This window comes from Sphingobacterium sp. UBA7625 (genome assembly GCF_002484085.1).
Taxonomy (GTDB): domain Bacteria; phylum Bacteroidota; class Bacteroidia; order Sphingobacteriales; family Sphingobacteriaceae; genus Sphingobacterium; species Sphingobacterium athyrii.
Genome location: NZ_DLJD01000028.1, coordinates 128046 through 149683 on the forward strand (window position 1 = coordinate 128046; position 21638 = coordinate 149683).

A 21638-nucleotide genomic window follows, 5' to 3' on the forward strand; every position below is an offset into this window, starting at 1 on the left:
TATATTCAATGAAAACCATTTTCGCGATAATAGGTAGTGCAAGTGAACATTCGTCCAATCACCAGCTCATAAGGCATCTTCAACATAAGGTAAATCCAGAGGTGAAGCTGATTGTCTTTGACCGTCTAAAAGAGCTGCCTCATTTCGATCCTGAGGAAAGCACGTCCCGTCCACCAATAGAAATCATTGCCTTACGTCAGGTTATTCAGGATGCAGATCTGGTATTGATCAGCAGTCCAGAGTACATTTTCAGCATTCCCAGTGGGTTAAAAAACCTGCTTGAGTGGTGCGCTGCGACGACTATTTTTACCGACAAGCCTGTCAGCATTATTACCGCGTCAGCGCAAGGAGAGACGGGCCATGCCGAATTGCAACGCATCATGCAGGGACTTGGAGCACAGCTTGACCCCGAGAGAAACCTGCTTGTCCAGGGAATAAAAGGCAAACTCGACGCGACGGGAAATATTTGGGACGAAAAACTTGAGCAACAGATTGATAAACTTGCCGAACAGCTCAAGAAAATCTAATAGAAAATATTGTTGAATCCATCTACTTGCTATGGAAATGCAATAAAAAGTCATTTAAAATATACAAAGATTGCTAACTTTACAACATGCAAGAACAAGTCAATAATCCATTACATGGAAAACGATTAGATACCATCATTGAGTATCTGGTCGACTATTATGGGTGGGAAGAACTCGGGCAAAGGATAGCCATCCGATGTTTCAATGAAAATCCGAGCATAAAATCCTCATTAACTTTTCTACGGAAAACACCTTGGGCGCGTGAGAAGGTTGAACAGCTCTATGTCAAAACCCTGGGTAAAAAATAATCTTATTTCCCTGATAATACAAATAATCTGATTATTAAGCATATCTTTGCCGCCATGAAAAAAATTGCCGACTACCGAAAGTTGTTAAATGTGGATAAATCAGCGGATCTCAAGACGCTCAAATCCACCTATCGGACGATTATGAAAGAATGTCATCCGGATAAATTTGTCAATGACGAAGAAGGTCGTTTGGCTGCTGAAGAAAAGAGTGTAGAAATGATTGAAGCTTATCATTTTTTGGTCAGTATCTGCCCGGAAACTATTGAACAACAATTACCGATCTATACAGAAACTATTACGAATTCGGTTATTCAGGATATCGACTGGAAGGCCCAAATATTGACAATCACCTTCCAGGATGGCAGTCAATATGAATACTTTGGCGTCCAACGAAATGATTATGTAAAATTTGTCAATGCTGATTCTTTAGGACGATTTGCACGTAGACATGTTTTTCATTCTTACCCATACCGGAATGTACTGAAAACAGCCACGGTTGTTGTCTAGTTAAAACGTAAATTTCAAACGGTCATTATACATACTCGTATATAGACGATATATCCGTTAAAGCATAAGCGCCCTTTGTTGATACAACAAGGGCGCTTATGTAAAATGTTAAATGTTTAAAAGCTATCTGTATAACACTTGTATACCCAAAATAGTTTTAATTAAATTATAATTTTAACATTAGCCCGGCGATACCGCCACCGTAGAACGTATTTCTGGTGCGGTCTCTTCCCCAGGTTTTCCAACGGGTACCGGTCCCAGAAATAGTGTCTTCATCCCGTTCAGCATAGTTGAAACTTGGTGCTACAAAAATGGACAGGGTTTCAGTTAATTTATAAGCTGGTATAATACGGAAAGAAGACTGGTGATTATCCAACAATTTAAATTTATCAGTCAGATGATTACGTGTCGTAATTTCCGTGCGAAGCGCAAACTTAGAAGTGTTCAGCAGAACTGCCCCCAGACCTACTTCAAAAGCATATTTAGAAGGTCCATCATCAACAAGAGCTGCACCGACAGATAACACACTATAAAGTACCCTGCCTCCCGAACGAAACTGCAGTCCAAGGTACCGATTCTCGTCTATTGCCAACGAAAGACTTTTTTCTCCGTTTTTGATTAGATTTAATAGACCGATCGGGTAATCACTACTATCAGCAATATTAACAATTCCGGCCAGTTGAAATCCCCTTACTTTTTTTGCCTTATTTGCAATCCCCGCTATTTGGATGCCCACATTTCCGCTGCTATTGTTTAATACACCCGCTAATTGGGTTGTTCTGGTAGCTTCCTTTGCGGTATTAGCAACACCAGCAATCTGTATGCCCCTTACCGTATCAACCTTATTCAATACCCCGCCAATCTGGACACCTTTAACGGTTCCAAAAACCCGATTACCTACCCCCGCTAACTGTACTCCACCTACATTACCGCCGACAGTATTAAATACCCCGGCCACCTGGAACCCTTGCATATTATATTGGTTGATATTGAATACTCCGCCGAGCTCAACGCCACTCACCCCGGCGGTTGCACCGCCGATGATATTTAATGAAAACTTATTGACAATCTGTGACCGAATAAAACCATGTGAGCTTAATCCCGGTGTCATAGATATTTGATAAGGACTATACAAAAACATACCACCGAGATTCATGCTCTGTATCTGTTGGGCAGGAGACAAAAAGACCCTTCCAAAAAATGAGCGATAAAGGCCATGATCTTCCTCATAGCCTTCAAAATAACCATACTCACGTTTCTTTTTGTCACCTATCTGTGCTTCAATAGGGAAAATAACCATTACACTTGTATCCCGAAACATCTCCTTGCTCACATTAACGGCGATCAGATTACTTTTTTTCTTGACATCCAATTCAAAATAACCATTCTTATCTGTCAACGTAGATAGCAACGCGCTTCTGTCAAAAATACTGGCATTGGAAATCGGGTTATTGGTTCGGATATTTTTGATATACCCCGTGATCACAACCTTATCTTTCCTCGGGGTCTGTACTTCAAAATCAACCGACATCCGTTGCGGCGTATATTGAACGATAATATGTTTGCCTAATTCCTTAAAGCTATATTCCTTACCCAAAATCCCATCGAGATAATCGTATAAATTTCCCCTATATGCCCTGGGATAGATGACACTATCCATCTGTAATATATTTCCATTAAAGGAAAAGAGCACATCCTGCCGCTCTTTCAGCAGCTGAAAGACTTCGCCGACAGTAGTTTTTGAGAAAGCGGGCATTTGAATTTCCGCAGCGAGCTTTTGCTGTGCTAGCCCCCAGTGAAAGGAGCATAACAGAGAGAAGAGGATATAAAACCTGATTCGCTTTATAAAAAATAGTATCATGATGCTATCTGTACAATTTTGTTTCGAAAACATGTTATCGCTTTTGATTATCTTGTTAAGTGAATTCTTGTTAAGTGAATTTCTTTATCCCGCACTTCGACCTTTAAGTCGAGGCTTTTTGCCATTACCTTAAGTATTTCTGCCAAGCTATTTTGTTTAAATTCGGCAGTATATGGTATTTTTTCAAGAGTAGGATCACCGATCATAACTTTATAGTCGTATGCTTGACTAAGCACCTCAGTAACCCTTTTTAAAGGTGTATTTTCAAAATTAAACTCACGGTCTACATAATATTTATAGAATTTATCTTGAACAGGCTTCTTTTCAACTTTCATGGTATCTGTATCTCTAATCGTAAGCATCTGATCGGGCCGTAGGAAAATCTCTTTATCTGCATAGGCCACTTTGACCAATCCCGTGGCGACGATGACCTCCGTTGCATTGGGAATGCGACGCACATTAAAACTTGTACCCAACACTGTTATATGCGTATTGCCTGTCGCGATCACAAAGGGATGTTTTTTATCTTTTTGCACCCGAAAAAACACCTCTCCTTTTTTTAATTCCACATTTCTGTATTTATTACTCCATGTGCTGGAATAGGCCAGTTCAGTATTCTTATTGAGCGTGACTATAGATCCGTCGGGCAATGCATCCTGACGTACGGCTTCTTGGCTCACAAGGTGCATTTCCTTCCGCTGTGAACGATCAAACACATAGAATCCCACCATGCAGACCAACAAAATGCTCGCCGCGGCCCACCAGTTCCATTGGATCACTTTTGTTTTTCTTTTTGGGGTTTCAGTCGATTCCAATGCTCTTCTGTCCCTAACAATTTTAAAATCCATCCAAGCCTTATCCACATCCACTTCTGGAACCTCCAGGGGTTTAGGCAAGCTATCCCATAACTTTTTCATTTGCAAATATGCCTCCCTATTATTAGCATCTTTTTCCAACCATTCCTCTACGATCATACGCTCAGCTTCATTCGTTTCCCCGACCATATGTCTTTCTAGTAATTCCTTATTCATAGCGTATAGATAAGATAGAAATACATTTTTCACTTTTAGGTATTCTGCTCTGTTGTCAGGATCTTCCTCCAACCAGCGCTGTACTAAATTATTCTCTACTTCATTGGTTTCCCCAACGATATATCTTTCCAGTAATTCCTTATTCATAACATATAGATAAGATAGAAAATAATCAATGTCAAATAATCCATAAGTTCGACGCGTAAGTGACGCAAAGCCTTGCTCATGTGCCCTTCTACTGTTTTTATGGACAGATCCAATGTTGTTGCAATATCCTTGTATTTCATTTCCTGAAAACGGCTCAATTCGAATACAGTCCTGCTTTTTTCGGGCAGTTCGGCCAAGGCGACCCTTAATTTATCATCCAGATCCTTGCTGCTCTCATCTACAGCCGGCTCCAACTCCTGCCTATGCTGTTCATAAGACTGATATTTAAACTTCCGCTGTTCCTTCTTAAGGACATTCATGCTTTCATTATAGATAGCACGGTATAGGTATGCTTTCAGCGAAGTATGAATCTGCTCCTCCCAGTCTTTCTCCCATAATCGTAGAAATACTTGCTGTACGACCTCTTCGGCCCCATCACTATCCCCTAGATATCTAAAAGCATAACGATGCAATTCCTTGTAATGCGCTCGAAAAAGCCGCTCGAAATTCTTTTCTTTATTTTCCGACATTGGTTACTCTACCATATTGATTAAACAATCTACTTTATTACTAAGACAACAGAAGTAGTTATTACCCTTATTATTTTTTTATTTTTTTTCACATAAAATAACGGTCTATTGCACAATCCTATATATGATTGTCATGCCCACTAAATTAAGGGCCTTTGGCCAATTTGTCCTGTCACCTTTTAAATTGCGAAGATGCCCCCTTTATCCCAGATCGGTGCTAAAGTTAATTATCTAAAAATAGAAAAATGTTTTTTTTCTAAGGGTATACTGATTTTCCGTTGTCATAAGATAAAAGTGCATTAGAAAATAGATAACGAAAAATAATATCAAACATGAAAACAACCTTCAAAGCGGCCTTATTGGCATTGACAGTCTTAGGAATAACAGGTACGGCACAAGCACAGGAAGTGACCTATGGTATACAGGTAGGAAGCAACTATCACATGTCATCATTTGGAAACAAATCTGTTAAAGACAATAATGGCAAAGTAGGCGTTTCTGTCGCTGCATTTGCACGTGTCGGGGATCGCATCTTCTTTCAACCCGGCATTGGCGCCAGTTTATTGCGAAAGGAATATACTTTTGAAAATACTCAGAAGACACCTAAATTTTACCAGGTCAATCTTCCCCTGCAAGTTGGCTATAAATTTTTAGAAAACGGTGATTTCAGCCTTCGCGGTTTATTAGGACCACAATTAAACTATGATCTAAAAACCGTCAAATCCAGTGCGGCTACAGATTATAAGAAATTCTCTCTTGACGGCAGAGCCGGAATTGGAATCGATGTCAGTCGCTTTACCGTAGACGCTTATTACAGTCATGGATTTACGAGTGTGGACAAAACTTTAGACGCTAAGAACAAAACTGTTGGCATTATGGTCGGCTATAAGTTTTAGACAATGCTCATTAAACAAAAAAATGCATCCCCCGACGATTGAATATTTGGAAAGAGCATGCAGGGGGAATACAAATAAAGTTTAAAAAAATGGGATGTCAAAAAGTCGGACATCCCATTTTTTTTCAATTAGATTTTATTTTTTGTCAATAATTATTATTTTAGCGCTACCAAAAAACTATTCTTTAAAAAACGAGTTTAGGATTATCCTGCACATTCGTATTGGAATATTTCGGGATGTAGCGTAGCCCGGTATCGCGCCAGCATGGGGTGCTGGAGGTCGTCGGTTCAAATCCGGCCATCCCGACAGAAAAAGAAAGTTCACTTCATTTTAAGCATGAAGTGGTCTTTCTTTTTATAGTCTGGGATTCAACCCTAGATTCAAACGGATCCTTTTGTAAATCAAATTTCGGCCACAATCAGTTTCTGTTCCAACATAAAAGTAACTATCCATTTCTTTCCGATTTTAAAAGCTCTTAAATTATTGGGCGTATTGTCACTGGATTCCGTTTCCAATGGCACATAAGAATAAACAAGCTCAGCTTCTCCCTCTTGCCTAAATGTAGAACCATTGATTAAAACCGTCTTTATGCCATGCGTGAATGTGTCTCCATATTCATAAAAGAAACGAAAATTATCCCCATCTGGAAGCATGATATACCGATCAAAAAGATGGTCCTGTAGTTTGATCGATGGTATGGACTCTTTTTGACCGATAGGATAAAACCATAGTTCGTTATCAGCTTTATCAAAATAAAACGACCGTTTATCAGCAGACAGATAACTGGGGTGCCATGGTAAATTAGCGGGCAGCTTCACTGTTTCAACAGCTATCAATTTAGCATTGAGCGATAGGTGATAGATGACTTCGTTTAATTTAAACAGCAACGGAAAGTCCGGGGAAGTGTTATTCATTGTTGCGAAGGGTAGATACTCGATTTTTCCTTTGGCAATATGCGCTTCAGCCAACAACCTGTCTACTGTTTTTTGCGCTATTATTGTCCCTGTCCTACTGTTGATACATAATATTTCATAATTTACGGTCCGGTCCTTATGATAAAGGATATAACTATGCTCCGGAGTCATATAAGTATGATCAATAATCATATCCCGTACCATTGGCAACAACTTTTTGGAAGCCCGTTCTTTATAAAATGTGGTCATTTCATTGCTTGGTTCCGCGCTATATTGCCCCCATTGAAATAGCTTATTGATGCTGAATAGCGTTCCATTTTCAACCCTAAAATCAAAGAATTCCGCGGCATTTGGTTGTTGTGGAGAAGCAATTTTACCGACCTGTATACTACTGTCTACCGGATTGATAGACAACAGCTGCTGATCCTTAAAATTCAGGTAATCTGGCTGTGGGTGCAAGCGGATGATCTTGCCCTTTGTTTCATCTAAGGCAAATAGCCCATTGGTGTTCTCCTGAAAAGTCTTCGTCCATACTTTTGCCCCTCCTTTTGGGAACTGATCTTTAGGATTAAGACTGATTACCTTATCTAACCAGGTTTTCCATTCCTGCTGCGAAGCCTCGGCCTCCGGTACGCCCAAAGATCCCATCTGATTACTGACATCATTCAACCTTTTTCTCGCAAGGTCAGCCACTGTAGTAGGTCTGTAATCATGTATGGCATACCCTCCATCAGTTGTTTCAGCGCAGCCTACATAGTGAACGATAACCTGCTGATTATTGTCTAAATGATCTATCCACTGTGGTACATGGCGCAGGTCGCGATAATCAGAAAAAATCGACCATTCGATGGTATCTTTTAATGTAGGCTGGTTAAAAATAGTAGCTGGATAACGGTCATTTTCTGACGATATCTTGTCTTTATTATGTGCATTGAAAAACGTAACATTCTTTGTATAATAACAATTTTCCATGCCTGGCATAGGGACTATCTCAAACGTAAAATCCTGGTCATAGGTGAAAAATAAGTTTTCTCTATCGGGAAAAAGGGGAATCAATAAAATATATGCTGTCCCCAGCCGTTTGGCGTCTACCTGACTCAAGTGTAAGAAAAAACCGCTTTCAGGAAGATAGATGTCACCTTTATTAAGCACAAAAAGTAACTTTTCCATTGCATCACTTAATTGAATAACCTGATTATTCGACTTGAACTGCCCCGTAACAGATTCCACTTTTTCCAACGTATCCACTCTTGACATATGTTTTTCACGATTTGCTACCGTATTGCTATTGCCATGGCATTGGCAAAATGCCATGATCAACAATACCAAATAGAGCTGCCTAAAGATCATTCTTACCATTTATTTCATCTCTTGTATAATTAATTCAATTTACACCTTTTTTATTGAATATAAAATACGGTAAAATCTCCCTGCTTTTATAGCAATCAACGACAAAGAGAATTAAAACATACGCTGGTCTTGCTCGAAATAAATGTGCCGGATCAACGCTGGCCAATACGCTGTTACAATAAAACACATACCTGTTTTATAAATGGCTCATATAAACATAGTCCATATAATACAGCCTTTCGGCATTGATTCGAGTCTGCTTCGGGCCTGCGATACCCCTTCTTCGCCCCCTAGTGCAGGTATATGCGGGATAAGACCCTCTTGCTTAAACCATGAGTCCGTGTTTAACTCGGACTCATCACGGACTCAGTACGGATTCATGGCGTTCTCATGGAGAATCAGGGGCGACTATGGCCCGAAGGAGTCCTAACTATAGCACGACGGAATCCCGAACCACACCATGGTGAGCCATTCATCTGTCTATCTAAAGAAAAAAGGTATTTAGATTATAGGGGGAAATTCCTACAATCTAAATACCTTCGATATAAAATCAGTCAAGCTGCATTTTCTGCTATAGCTTGAGCTATTCTTTATTAATAACCCGGATTTTGCTTCAGGTTGGGGTTAACTGCTATCTGTTGACTAGGTAATGCATAGACAAGCGTTTTTGGATCCGGATCAGCTTCTTTTTCTTGCCAAGCCTGCAAAAATTTACCAAATCGGATCAGATCCTGTCTTCGCCAGCCCTCCCAATACAGTTCCCGTGCGCGTTCATCCAATAGATTGTCCAAAGTTAGGGCTGTAAACGCTGCAACACCTCGATTTGTGCGGATACTATTAACCAAGTTGAGCGCTTCTGACGCACCTCCGGTTCCCCCTCTGAGCATGGCTTCGGCTTCCATTAACAACACGTCAGAATAGCGGTAAACCACCCAGTCATTATTGCGTTGGCCAGTAACAGCATAATCAAATGCATATTTCATAGGTCTTATACCTGCTGTTTCTAAGGTAGCTCCCGACGTCCGAATGGTTACTTCTGGAGTAAAAACCAGCGGTGCAGTTCCAGGATTTCTGGCCTTCAAAGGTTGATTTGTTTTCCAGTCATATTGCTGTCCCGCAAAAAAACCTACGTTTTGACGATGATAAGACTGGGTTCTATTTTCTGTAGTATCCGAAGGATAGTCATAATATATCCCTCTTCTTTCATCAGACGCCGCAAACTTATTATAATAATCTGACAACGTACACCAGCCATTCCAGCCCCCGGGTCTCATATTATAGTGGGCAATAGTATTCCACGTACGATCAACATTACCACCTCTTTCTCCATTTTTATTAAACAGCGTAAAAATATTCTCCGTTGATTTCAGGTCATTGTCCGGCGCAAAGTTATCAAAGTACTTACCTGCGGGCGACACACTGTATGAGCCGCTTGTTCTGATTTCTTTTGAAAGCGCAATTACCTTGTTCATATCCTCCGCTGCAAAAGTAGGTGTCTGTCTATTCAAAAACGCTCCCTTATTCAGGTAGATTTTCATCAACAAAGTTCTTGCAGCATTTTTATTCGCAATAAAGGCGGGCCCTTTATTAGGAAGGCTTGCCATGATTTCATTTAGATCTTTGATGATATAATCTATGGCCGCCTGCGGCTGTAAAACCTCGGGCGCTATTCTAAAATCATCCATCGCTTCTCCTTCACGGATAGGCACCACACCATATAGATCCAAAATATCAAACATTGCCAACGCACGGATAAATTTCGCTTCAGCAGCTTGCTGGGCACTAGGCTTATAGCGCAAAACATTGCTGGCATTGTAAATTGCTGTTCCCAAGCTCACGTAAGTATCATTCATATAGCCGTTATCAGCATTCCATGTATGGAGGTGAATTGCCCTGTGCATCCCATTGTCATCCCAGTCGCCCCCACGCGTAGGCGCTATTGCAGCATCCGTTGATATCTCCTGCATTACCCAGCGCTGATCTTGCTGATAAGGTGTGTTTAAAGAGGTATAAGCTGTAACAAGTAGGCCCCCTGCTTCGACGTTGGTATTGCCTTCGCCCAGTTCTCCATTAAACTCTTCTTTCAGCTTTGTGCAGGAGAATGTGCTTGTCACAATAGAACCTGCAATTGTTATATATAATAAAGTCTTTAATTTCATCTTTGTTTTTTTTAATGTAGCCCAATAACTTATCAATGTGCTTATAATGAGAAATTGACTCCCAATAGAATATTTCGAGCCGGCGGATAAGGCAAATACTCTATACCTAGTGACGGAATTCCATTTGTTGCACCATCCGTATTTACTTCAGGATCAAATCCCGTATATTTGGTAATGATAAACAAATTCTGTCCGGTCAGTGAAATACTCAGATCTTTAAGTGTTTTCCCAACATTTCCCACTTTATAACTCAATGTGAGGTTAGCCATCTTTAGATAATCACCTTTTTCAAGATACCGGGTAGAAGCTGATGCTGAATTGGATGTGGATTCTTTTACTGAGGTATCAAAGAAGGCCGAACCAATATTTCGCGATGATAAATTACTTAACCCTAATGTGGTCGCAGCTGTATTATTGAATAAATAGTGGCCAAAAGCACCATTCATATTAGCCGCCAAAGAGAACTGTTTATAGCTTACATTTGTCGAAATACCTAGTAAAGTTGTTGGATTCGGGCTGTTCATATAAAACTTGTTCATCGCCGGATCATTTTTAGAAGAAATACTACCATCTAAACCACGGTACATGCTCATGCCTGTCTGTGGATCAATCCCTTGATAATCGGCTAAATACCAAACATTCAACGGCTGATCATTTACCATCCGTTGTCCCAATACCCCCGAAAAGCCTTGTCCTCTAAGTGCTCCGGTCTGATAATAACCAATCAGGCCACTGACGCTATTTTTTAGAAATGTCGCATTTCCGGTTAAATCCCAATTCCAATTGTCATTTTTAACGATTGTACCCGTCAAAGCTACTTCTACCCCTTTATTAACGATCTCACCGCCTAGATTCACCCAAATCCTACCTGCGGGTGCTGGCTGTGCTAAAGTTTGCTCAAATAGCGCATCCGTGGTCTTCTTATTAAAGTAATCGATCGAGCCATAGAGGCGGTTGCCCAGGATACCAAAATCGATACCCGCATTTATGGTGGTGGAGGTTTCCCATTTCAAATCCGGATTACCATAGTTTGCCTGACTAATGCTTTGGTTTCCAAAAACCAAGCGGTCCTGTGAAGCTCCGGAAGGGAATTCTTGATTACCTGTTTTTCCCCAGCCCAATCTTACTTTTAATTGATCAAAAATGCCGCTGGATTTTAAGAATTGTTCTTCAGCGACATTCCATGCGACTGCAAGAGATGGAAATACTGCATATTTGTTATTGGAACCAAATTTGGTCGATCCATCCCGTCTGACTGTTGCTGTCAATAAATAACGATTCAAATAGTTAAAACCTCCACGTAAAAATAGCGATTGTAATTGGTTGGTCGGGCTTCTGTAAGAAGCTACCTCTCTTAATGCCGCCGTGGAATATTGCATGTAATCGAAATAATCTAGTCCCATGTAACTAAAACCTCGACCGAACATAATATTATTATTGAATTTGTAATCTAGGTACTCATAACCAGCGACTGCATTCACGCTCCAATCTTCGTTAATTTGTTTGTTGTAAGAGAGCATATGCGTCATCTGCAAATTGGTTTCGCCATTATTGGAAATAAAAGCTTGCTCATCTTTATTTGTGGACGGATCAATCAGTCCCGCGCGATACATTCCCTGACGATTACCTGTCTGACGCATCGCACTATAGATGAATCGGTATTCCAGGTCATCGGTAATTTTATAATAGGGTGCTAAGTTAACCACCATGGTATTGGTGGTCGCTATATCTTTGAATGCTTCAATACTTGTCAATGGATTACGTGTCGTTGTACTGACAAAAGTCAGATTACCTTGTTCATCACGTAAAGGTCTGGTCGGGTTCCACTGCAAAGCTTGCGAAATAACATTACCTTCCGAACCAACCATTGCATTGATCGGTGCATATTTATTATCCATTTGAGTCAAGAATACCGCAAAATCAAGTCCCAATCGCTTGTTCTCCAAGAAACGGAAGTTGCCTGTAAAATTAGCCGTATATTTTTTCAATTGTGAACCCCGAATAATACCGTTCTGATTTAGATAACCACCAGATAGGCGATATTTCCCATGCTCGGTTCCTCCGGCCACGTCAGCATAATAATTTTGTGTGATTGCTTTTTGTGTAATCGCCTTAAACGCATCCTCATTGCCTCCAAAATCGGCATTAGTAGCATCAGATGGTGTGTAGTATTTCAATGCTTCTCTAAATCTTGCCGCATTCAGTACATCTGGATATTCACGCATGGAAGATACACCTCCCGATGCACCAACAGAAACTTCTGGAGAGCCTACTTTTCCCTTTTTCGTAGTAATGATGACAACCCCATTTGCCCCACGTGAACCATAGATAGCTGTAGCGGATGCATCTTTTAGAATATCCATGCTCGCAATATCACCCGGATTCAAATAGGTTAATGGATTACCTCTATCCGAAGAGAACCCGCCTCTGCCTTCCGGCAATGGCGAATTACCTGACATTGGCACGCCATCCAGAACAAATAGCGGATTATTGCTCGCGCGAATAGACGAATTACCACGGATCCGTACAGTTGTCGATCCGCCGGGTTGCCCAGTGTTGTTAATAACCATTACGCCAGGTGTCTTTCCCTGGATCAATTGATCGGGGCTGGTCATAATGCCCTTATTGAAATTCTTTGCTCCGATGGTCACCATAGAGCCGGTCAGATCCTTTTTTCTCGCGGTACCATAACCAATGACAACAACCTCTTCGAGCCCCTGATCTGTACTGGGTTCAAGAGCAATCGTCATGTCATTTCCGGCAATGGGAACCTCTTTCAGTGCGTAACCGATATACGATACTTCAAGGAATTTGGCATCATTTGAAATATTCAACAAAAAGGATCCTTCAGGATCCGTCGTTGTTGCCGTGTTCGTTCCCTTTACTTTGATCGTGGCGCCCGTCAATGGACTTTGGGTCTCATCCACGACCTTTCCTTTCAAGATCCGAGTCTGGGCTGCTGCTACAAAAGTAACAAGCATTAAAGTCGGTATCATGAAACATTGCGCAAGTAGTTTGTTTTTCATACGCGTTTAAATTGATTGGTTTAATTGATTCATTATTTCTGGGCGATCTCTCGCTCAAATAGTGTGAAGTGATTTCAATGTTTACAGTACAAAATATAGACTGAGATCTACGGACACCTTCGTGCGACTGTCGTTGAGTCTGCATACAAATACCTATTCTGAGACCTGAAAACTGTCGTAAAAAACAAACTCCCCGCTGATGCTCGCATCAGGGCAAGAGATGAACAAGTAACGCGCTGGAAAATAAGAATACAGCAATTTGCTGTCATAATTTTAGGGCAAGGCATACGTTTATTTTTGGTTATTTATTGTACTATAAAAATCGCCAAATCCCTACTGTAATTCCAATCACAGCGTCTCAATTTTATATCAAAGCGTATCAACAAAACTCTTTTTTATCTTTTAATTGACTATTTTTATATAGATATTATAAATTTTGCGCGGAATAACCTTTATACCTATCCTATGCCTGCTACTCGTATGGACTAACTTACGGGCTCAATCGCTCTATTTCAAAAATTATCAAACCCACGATGGTCTCTCCAATAGTTCTGTTAAGTGTATTACTCAGGATGTACAGGGCTTTCTATGGTTAGGGACAAGGAATGGCCTTAATCGTTTTGACGGCAATCAATTTAAGGTGTTTCGGCACAGCGCTTCGGATTCAACAAGTATCGGGAGTTCATCCATATTAAGCATCCTTACCGACAGCCAAGGTATCTTATGGGTCGGAACGACATGGGGGACCTATTGTTACGATCCCGTTAAAGAAAATTTCAGACCATTTAAGGGTATACCGATAGGTGAAGTAAATGCGATACATGAATACGCCGGTTTTATCTGGTTGCTTTCCAATGGAAAACTCTATCGATATAATCCTTACACGACAGAGATCGTCTCATTCGACCAAAACAAAAATACCTTGGTGGCCATTACCAGCAGCAAAAAAGGCGGCCTGTGGACAACAGACAATAACAGTACGATCGAACGGTATCAAGTCAACACGGGCAAATTTGTTCAAATAGCGCTCAAAAAAACAGATCGGAAAGCACTGTCCAATACCAAGACCGTCTATGCCATTAACGACTCGCTGCTGATGGTCGGCACCATCAATTCAGCTTATTTATTTGATTTTAAAAACGGAACGCTAAAAAATCTATTCGCCAGCCATTACCCCAACAAAGTCATTCAGGCGAATTGCATTATTCAACAAACAGAGTCGGTCTACTGGATCGGAACAGAGACCGGAATATATACGTATGATATTCACACAGGTCGAAGCCAACATATCAAAAAAGATCTGCTCAATCCATTCGCCATATCGGACAACGCTGTTTTGAATTTCTATCGGGACCGCGAAGACAACATCTGGTTCGGAACATTTTTCGGCGGCTTTAATCAATACAGCAACCAATTCGACAATTTCAAAAAATACTTATCCGGATTTGGGAAATCAGCCTTATCAGGAAATATCGTACACGACATTAACAAAGATAAATATGGAAATTTTTGGATAGGCACAGAAGATGGAGGCCTGAACAAAATAGATGCTCAGACGCAGCAAATCCAACATTTTGTTGCCAATGGAAAAAAGGGAAGTATTGCACATAATAATGTTCATGGCTTGGCCACGATCGGCGATGACCTCTGGGTGGGTTCCACAACACATGGCCTTGATATACTTGACGTAAAGACCGGAAAATTAAAAAAACACTATGACCGCATCGGTAAGGGTTCTTTACAAAGTAGCTTTGCCGTCTGCATCTATAAGTCCAAAGACAACAGTATGTTTGTAGGGACAGACCGCGCATTATACGTCTACAACAAAAAAAGCGACAGTTTTGATCTCCTTCCCATTACGGCTTGGATCCAGGGTATTTATGAAGATGAATATGGCATACTTTGGGTCAATACCTATGGCAGCGGGGTCTATCAATATAACCGCAGCTCGGGACAGATACAGCATTTACTGTCCGAGCAAGGCAAACAAAATACGCTCGTCAATAACTACGTGAATGGCTTATTTGAAGACAGCAAAAAAAACATCTGGTTTTGTACTGAAAGTGGGCTTTCAAAATACCGACGTGATGGACGTTTCACCAACTATCTGACCGAATCGGGCTTACCGTCAAACCAAGTATTCAAAGTCCTGGAAGACGACAATAAGAGCATATGGATATCAACCGGTGGTGGATTGGTCAGACTGGATGAGGGTGTTCCCCGGAGGGTCATCTATACATCAAGGGACGGGCTTCCCGCAGATCAGTTTAATTATAATTCAGCTTTTAAAGATAGCGACGGGACCTTATATTTTGGCACCATCAAAGGAATGGTCAGCTTCAACCCCACAAAATCCATTAAGAATAGTTTTATTCCGCCTATATTCATCAGCGGTATTCAGATTAACAATGTGAGCATACCTGTTCGTGAAAATGGCATACTGAAACAGTCCATCTCCCTATCACAGGAGATCCAACTCACCTACGATAACTCCAATATCAGTTTCAATATTGCAGCCTTGAGCTTTGTGTCCCCAAAAAGCAATCCCTATCGTTATATCATGGAAGGCTATGACAAAGACTGGACCGATATTACTGGCAATCAAAAGATCTATTACAATAAACTCCCACCGGGCACTTATACATTTAAGTTCAGGGGCGCAAATAATAACAGTGTCTGGAATCCGGCCGAAAAAAAACTGCTTATCATCGTTTCCCCTCCCTGGTGGTTGTCAGGCTGGGCCTATTTACTTTATTTTCTGAGCTTCGGTACGATTGCCCTGCTCGTATTGCGCTATTATTTTTTGCTATTAAAGGCCAACAATACGCAAAAGATGGATAGCTATGAACGAAAAAAAGAACAGGAAATCTATAATCTCAAGCTGGAGTTCTTTACCAACCTGGCCCACGAAATCCGTACGCCACTCACGTTGATCAAAATGCCCCTGGAGAAAATAATAAATAATCAAAAATTCACCGACCGCGACACGGTTAAAGATCTCGCACTGATTGAAAAAAATACAGCGCGATTAATTCGCCTGACCAACCAATTACTGGATTTTAGAAAAGCAGAAACCAACAATATGAGTCTTATTTTTACGAAAACGGATATCAACGCCTTGCTATCCGAAGTATTCCACGATCTAAATTATCTGGCGAAAGATAAACAGCTGCACTATGACCTCAGCCTTCCACGCATTAGCCTCACTGCTTATGTGGATGAAGAAGCTTTGCGAAAAATTTTTACTAACCTTATTCACAACGCAATCAAATATGCGGATGAAGAAGTCCATGTCAAGCTCCTTCCTTTTAATAGCGATGATATTATGTTCAATATTGAGTTTAAGAATGACGGTGAGCCCATTCCCTTTGAGAAGAGAGAAAAAATATTTGAACCATTTTATCGGTTAAACGAATCCGATAAAGATACGGGAACTGGCATTGGTCTTCCCCTATCCCGCTCTTTGGTCGAATTGCACCGAGGAACCTTATCCCTTGTACATCTGGAGGAAAACCGCAATATATTCCTTCTTTCTCTGCCAATTTTTCAGGAGCAATCGCTGGATATCAAATCTTTTCAGGAAGATAGCGATGATAACCTGTTGAATGATAAATTGGATGAACAGGAGGAAGAAAAACCAGTGATTCTGCTCGTCGAGGATAATAAAGAAATACTGGCTTACCTCAATAAAGAATTAAAAACCAGCTATACGATACTACGGGCCAGCAATGGTGCCGAAGCACTCGAAATATTAGACCAAGAGAATGTTCAACTCGTACTGACAGATATTATGATGCCTATTATGGATGGGCTCGCCTTATGCAAACGCATCAAAACGGACATTCTGTATAGTCATATTCCCGTGATTTTCCTTACGGCAAAAAATGCACTGGATTCAAAAATTCAAGGTTTAAAAAATGGTGCCGATGCCTATATTGAAAAACCTTTTTCGCTTGAATTCCTGATGGTACAAATACGCAATATCCTCAAGAACCGCAAAATTATCAAGAATTACTTCACCAATTCTTCAAATTCCAATTTAATGGATATCAATGTATCTGCACCGGACAAAGACTTTATCAGCCAGCTCAATACGGTTATCTACGAAAATATTTCAACGATAGACCTCAATGTCGATGAACTGGCCAAATTGATGCATATGAGCCGTCCAACCCTCTACCGCAAAATCAAAGGGCTCTCTGACTTAACGCCCAATGAATTGATCAATATTTCACGATTAAAAAAGGCGGCAGAACTGCTCACAAAAAAAGAATATAACATTACCCAGGTGTCCACTATGGTCGGCTATACCGTGCAATCCAATTTTTCAAGGGACTTTCATAAACATTACGGCATGTCACCGAGCAGCTATATTCTTGAAAACAGCAAGTGATGGATACTCGTTTTTAAGATGAATATCCCGATGGCGTAGAAAACTGCCCAAGATAACGAAAGAAGGTCAGGATAGATTCAGGAAGCGAATAAAATCCAATTGAGGGCCTCGAGCGAAGTAAGAAAAAAATCGTAGACGTAGGCTAGATCCAATACGTCTACGATAATGACCTTAGTGTTTACTTTTTGGAACGAAAAATGCCGCCAGCAACATAAATACACCGGCCAACAATAATCCATAAATCGATTGGCTGTGAAAAAAATATTTGATGATCATGCCTCCGAAAAAACCACACACGATCTGAGGCAGGGTAATAAAGAAGTTGAAAAGTCCCATATAAACCCCCATTTTACCCGCCGGCAAATGATCGCTCAAAATTGCATACGGCATCGCCAGAATACTCCCCCAAGCGATACCAATACCGATCATGGGAAGGATCAGGAGATTAGCATCTTTGATCAGGAACAATGAAATTAAAGAGAGTCCGCCAATGGAAAGACCGAGGGCATGCGTTTTTCCACGCCCGAAGCGTTTGGCTATCCGCGGAATAAACAAGGCATATATTGCCGAAACCCCATTATAAATACCGAAGAGCACACCTACCCAGTTGGCAGCCTCCATATAGAGATCCTGCCGATTGCCTTCGCGCAAGTAAAAAACCGAATCTGCAATCGCCGGAGTTGTGTATACCCACATCATAAAGAGGGCAAACCAGGAGAAAAACTGCACCCAACCCAACTTACGCATAATCATTGGCATTTTACCGATGTCGCTAACAATGGATCGCAAACCAAATTTTGGTGCTGCTTCCTGTTCAGCTGCAATAGTATCCGAAAATTTCTGGAGTTCACCCGGCGAATACTCCTTCGTTTTGAACACAGACCACAACACCGTCAGCAGTAGTACGAAACCGCCCAAATAAAAGGAGTAAATGACATTGCTGGGTACCTGCCCAACTTCGGAAGTTCCCGCTACATGAAAATACTTCGTCAGTATAAACGGAAGCAGTGATCCCAAAACAGCTCCAATACCAATTAAAAAGGTCTGTACCGAAAAACCCAGACTCCGCTGGCTGCTGGGGAGATTATCGCCGATCAAGGCCCTAAAGGGCTCCATCGTTACATTAATGGACGCATCCATAAACATCAGTAAGCCTGCTCCTATCCAAAGTGGCGCCAGTAATGTTGTAAACAATGCCGCATTGGGCATTAAAAATAAGGTCAAAGTGGTCAACAGCGCCCCCACCAAAATATAGGGTCGACGACGGCCCAATCTATTCCAGGTTCGATCGCTATAATGCCCTATAATTGGCTGTACAATCATCCCCGTAATCGGAGCCGCAAGCCAAAATAGCGAAAGGTGTTCCACATCAGCACCAAAAGTCTGTAGAATACGGGAGGCATTGCCATTTTGCAAAGCAAAGCCCATTTGTATCCCCAGAAACCCAAAACTCATATTGACGACCTGGCTAATGCTTAATTCAGGTTTATTTCCCATAATAGGCTATCAAAATTTAAGACAAAATACAATTAATTATCATTTAATCCCGATTTTCAGCAGCAAAAGAATCCATTTCTGCTGCTGAAAACAAGGGTTTATCTAACCTGCGGCACCTGTTTTTTGCTCAGTCCACTGAGTATGAAAGTTTCGGTTGCTGTTTGGATATGAGCCGCTGTATCACTGATATTTTCGATCGTATAACCATCGGCATGTACCGCGATCAACAAGGTAGATCCACGAAATAATACACGGAATTTATACCCTTCCCATTCTTTCGGCAACATGGGATTGAGGTAAAGTTTTCCAGCCTTGATCCGCATTCCCGCAAAACCTTCCACGATCGTCATCCACGTACCGGCCATGGACGTAATATGTAAGCCATCTTCGGTGTCGTTGTTATAATCGTCCAGATCCAAACGCGAAGTCCGCAGATAAAACTCGTACGCTTTTTCAGCTTTATTGAGTTTAGCCGCCAATATCGCATGTACACAAGGAGAAAGTGAGCTTTCATGTACTGTCAGTGGTTCATAGAATTCATAATGCCTGCTTAGTGTATCTCGGTCGAATTGATCCTCGAGGAAATAAAAACCCTGCAATACGTCAGCCTGTTTGATATAACAGGAACGCAGAATCCTATCCCAGCTCCAATGCTGATTAATGGGCCGTTGTGATGAATCGAGTTGCGCCACAGGAATCAGCTCTTTGTCCAGAAAACCATCTTGCTGTAAATACACATTGCGTTGCGCATCAAAAGGATAATACATATTATCAATGATATGCTGCCATTTTTGTTGTTCTTCAGCTCCAATTGCCAGCTTAGCTTTCAATGCACTAAGGTTGTCAGACTTCGGCTGCTCCAGCTTTTTCAAACATTCGAGCGTATACTCCAGACACCAGGAGGCAATGCGGTTGGTATACCAGTTGTTGTTCACATTGTTTTCATATTCATTCGGTCCCGTTACGCCCAACATGACATATTGCCCACGTTCGGCGCTCCAGTTGACACGCTGTGCCCAGAATCGGCTAATCGCCACCAACACTTCCAAACCATGTGACCAAATATAGTCTTCATCGCCTGTATAACGGACATAATTGTAGATGGCAAATGCGATGGCCCCATTGCGATGGATTTCCTCAAAGGTGATCTCCCATTCGTTATGGCATTCCTCCCCGTTGATCGTAACCATGGGATAGAGCGCTGCTCCTTTGTCAAATCCCAGCTTGGCGGCATTTTCAATGGCCTTATCCAATTGTTGATGGCGGTAAATCAATAGATTGCGTGCTATTTTTGGTGATTGTGTAGCGAGGTAAAAAGGGATACAGTACGCTTCAGTATCCCAATAGGTGACACCGCCATATTTCTCACCCGTAAACCCTTTCGGACCGATATTGAGCCGCTCATCTTCTCCGGTATAGGTTTGATTGAGTTGGAAAATATTGTACCGTATCGCTTGCTGTGCCGCGACATCACCACTAATTTCAATATCACTTTCTGCCCAGACCGTTTGCCATGCTGCTGCCTGCTTTTCCTTTAACTGATCAAAGTCAAGCCCTCTAAACGCTCGTAAATGCTCATGAGCAACTTCTTTTAGCTGAGCTACCGCATGATTCTGCGATGTAACAATGGCGACACGTTTTTCAATACTACAAGTCTGTGATTTAGCCAGATTCACGCTATAGACCTCAGCCATACAACCTGAACTTATGATCGTATCCTGTACGCCGTATGTTACTGTCGCAGTCTTTATGCTAGTCTCGAGCATAGCATATACCTCAAAACCCGTTTTCTTGGTCCGCGCAGCCACAAAAATACCATCCCCGTCCCTACCTTGGCCTACACTTTCCCAGAATTTTTCGTCGTAGTTGCTATCACGGTTGGTTACTTCGGCATTTAATCGCGAAGTGACCGTTAGCGTTATGTCGTCCGAAAGTGCCGCTATCCTGTATTGCAAGGAAGCCGTTTCGGAAGCAAACAGATGATACATTCGACTTGCCTCAACCTTAATCTGCACACCATCTGGCATTTCAACAACGAAACTGCGGTATAGCATACCCTGCTGCATATCTAAGCGGCGTTCAAAAGCTGTGACCTTTGCTTTAGCCAGATCAAGTACCTGACCATTGACAAGGATATGCAGGCCAATCCAATCCACGGAATTGATGACCTTGGCAAAATATTCAGGATACCCGTTTTTCCACCAGCCCACGCGTGTTTTGTCGGGATAATAGATACCAGCCAAATATGATCCCTGCAAGGATTTACCGCTAAAGTCTTCTTCAAAATTAGCCCTTTGCCCCATCCGACCATTACCAATTGCAAAGATACTTTCCGAAAATTCGTTATGCTCCGGACGAAATGTATCCTCAATAATTTGCCAAGGGTTATGTTTGATATATGTTTTCATTGATTTAATTTTTTCAACGGCCGATGACAGCCGCTATAAATAATTATTGTTTTGTTTACCAATGTCATTTATAGCGCCGTATCA

At 41.4% G+C, this 21638-nt stretch carries 13 protein-coding genes and 1 tRNA gene; 6 read left to right on the plus strand and 8 right to left on the minus strand.

Translation table 11 applies throughout. The features are described from left to right. Positions 1-8 precede the first annotated feature (8 nt). The 3 genes from B4G94_RS12355 to B4G94_RS12365 all read left to right on the plus strand — a co-directional run bounded on the left by B4G94_RS12355 (position 9) and on the right by B4G94_RS12365 (position 1342). The gene (locus B4G94_RS12355; RefSeq protein ID WP_286859171.1) at positions 9-527 is read left to right on the plus strand and encodes an NADPH-dependent FMN reductase; all 519 of its coding nucleotides are present in this window, start codon (positions 9-11) and stop codon (positions 525-527) included. Between the two features lie 86 nt (positions 528-613). Further along, positions 614-835, plus strand: coding sequence for a VF530 family DNA-binding protein (locus B4G94_RS12360; protein WP_108635689.1), 222 nt, complete (start codon positions 614-616; stop codon positions 833-835). Between the two features lie 54 nt (positions 836-889). Beyond that, positions 890-1342 (plus strand): KTSC domain-containing protein, encoded by a 453-nt coding sequence (locus B4G94_RS12365; protein ID WP_108635688.1) that lies wholly within the window; start codon positions 890-892, stop codon positions 1340-1342. A 166-nt stretch (positions 1343-1508) separates the two neighbouring features. Here B4G94_RS12365 and B4G94_RS12370 read toward each other — a convergent pair whose 3' ends face one another. From B4G94_RS12370 to B4G94_RS12380, 3 genes are read right to left on the minus strand one after another with little or no spacing between them, the layout of a single operon-like run. After that, the gene (locus B4G94_RS12370; protein WP_286859174.1) at positions 1509-3203 is read right to left on the minus strand and encodes a hypothetical protein; all 1695 of its coding nucleotides are present in this window, start codon (positions 3201-3203) and stop codon (positions 1509-1511) included. A gap of 47 nt (positions 3204-3250) precedes the next feature. After that, positions 3251-4381: a FecR family protein gene (locus B4G94_RS12375; RefSeq protein ID WP_286859175.1), complete on the minus strand. Its 1131-nt coding sequence runs from the start codon at positions 4379-4381 to the stop codon at positions 3251-3253. After that, positions 4378-4911: an RNA polymerase sigma-70 factor gene (locus B4G94_RS12380; protein WP_108635685.1), complete on the minus strand. Its 534-nt coding sequence runs from the start codon at positions 4909-4911 to the stop codon at positions 4378-4380. The genes B4G94_RS12375 and B4G94_RS12380 overlap by 4 nt, the downstream gene beginning before the upstream one ends. 332 nt (positions 4912-5243) lie before the next feature. Here B4G94_RS12380 and B4G94_RS12385 point away from each other — a divergent pair, with 332 nt between their 5' ends. Then, a complete protein-coding gene (locus tag B4G94_RS12385; RefSeq protein ID WP_286859176.1) occupies positions 5244-5807 on the plus strand; it encodes a porin family protein in 564 nt (187 codons plus the stop codon). A gap of 232 nt (positions 5808-6039) precedes the next feature. Further along, positions 6040-6113: transfer RNA gene (locus B4G94_RS12390), tRNA-Pro, on the plus strand. Between the two features lie 95 nt (positions 6114-6208). On the opposite strand, the gene B4G94_RS12395 is transcribed toward B4G94_RS12390, so the two are convergent. The 3 genes from B4G94_RS12395 to B4G94_RS12405 form a co-directional block, all read right to left on the minus strand. Then, positions 6209-8080 carry a hypothetical protein gene (locus B4G94_RS12395; protein ID WP_286859178.1) on the minus strand — a complete coding sequence of 624 codons (1872 nt, stop codon included), beginning with the start codon at positions 8078-8080 and terminating at the stop codon, positions 6209-6211. A gap of 584 nt (positions 8081-8664) precedes the next feature. Next, a complete protein-coding gene (locus B4G94_RS12400) occupies positions 8665-10230 on the minus strand; it encodes a RagB/SusD family nutrient uptake outer membrane protein (protein ID WP_286859180.1) in 1566 nt (521 codons plus the stop codon). Positions 10231-10271: 41 nt separating this feature from the next. Next, positions 10272-13256: a SusC/RagA family TonB-linked outer membrane protein gene (locus B4G94_RS12405; protein ID WP_286859182.1), complete on the minus strand. Its 2985-nt coding sequence runs from the start codon at positions 13254-13256 to the stop codon at positions 10272-10274. 436 nt (positions 13257-13692) lie between these two features. Between B4G94_RS12405 and B4G94_RS12410 the strand changes: the two genes are divergently transcribed. Beyond that, positions 13693-17649: a hybrid sensor histidine kinase/response regulator transcription factor gene (locus B4G94_RS12410; protein WP_286859184.1), complete on the plus strand. Its 3957-nt coding sequence runs from the start codon at positions 13693-13695 to the stop codon at positions 17647-17649. Between the two features lie 171 nt (positions 17650-17820). On the opposite strand, the gene B4G94_RS12415 is transcribed toward B4G94_RS12410, so the two are convergent. Next, positions 17821-19146 carry an MFS transporter gene (locus B4G94_RS12415; RefSeq protein ID WP_165308471.1) on the minus strand — a complete coding sequence of 442 codons (1326 nt, stop codon included), beginning with the start codon at positions 19144-19146 and terminating at the stop codon, positions 17821-17823. A gap of 98 nt (positions 19147-19244) precedes the next feature. Continuing rightward, positions 19245-21554, minus strand: coding sequence for a family 65 glycosyl hydrolase domain-containing protein (locus B4G94_RS12420; RefSeq protein WP_286859186.1), 2310 nt, complete (start codon positions 21552-21554; stop codon positions 19245-19247). Positions 21555-21638: the final 84 nt, after the last annotated feature.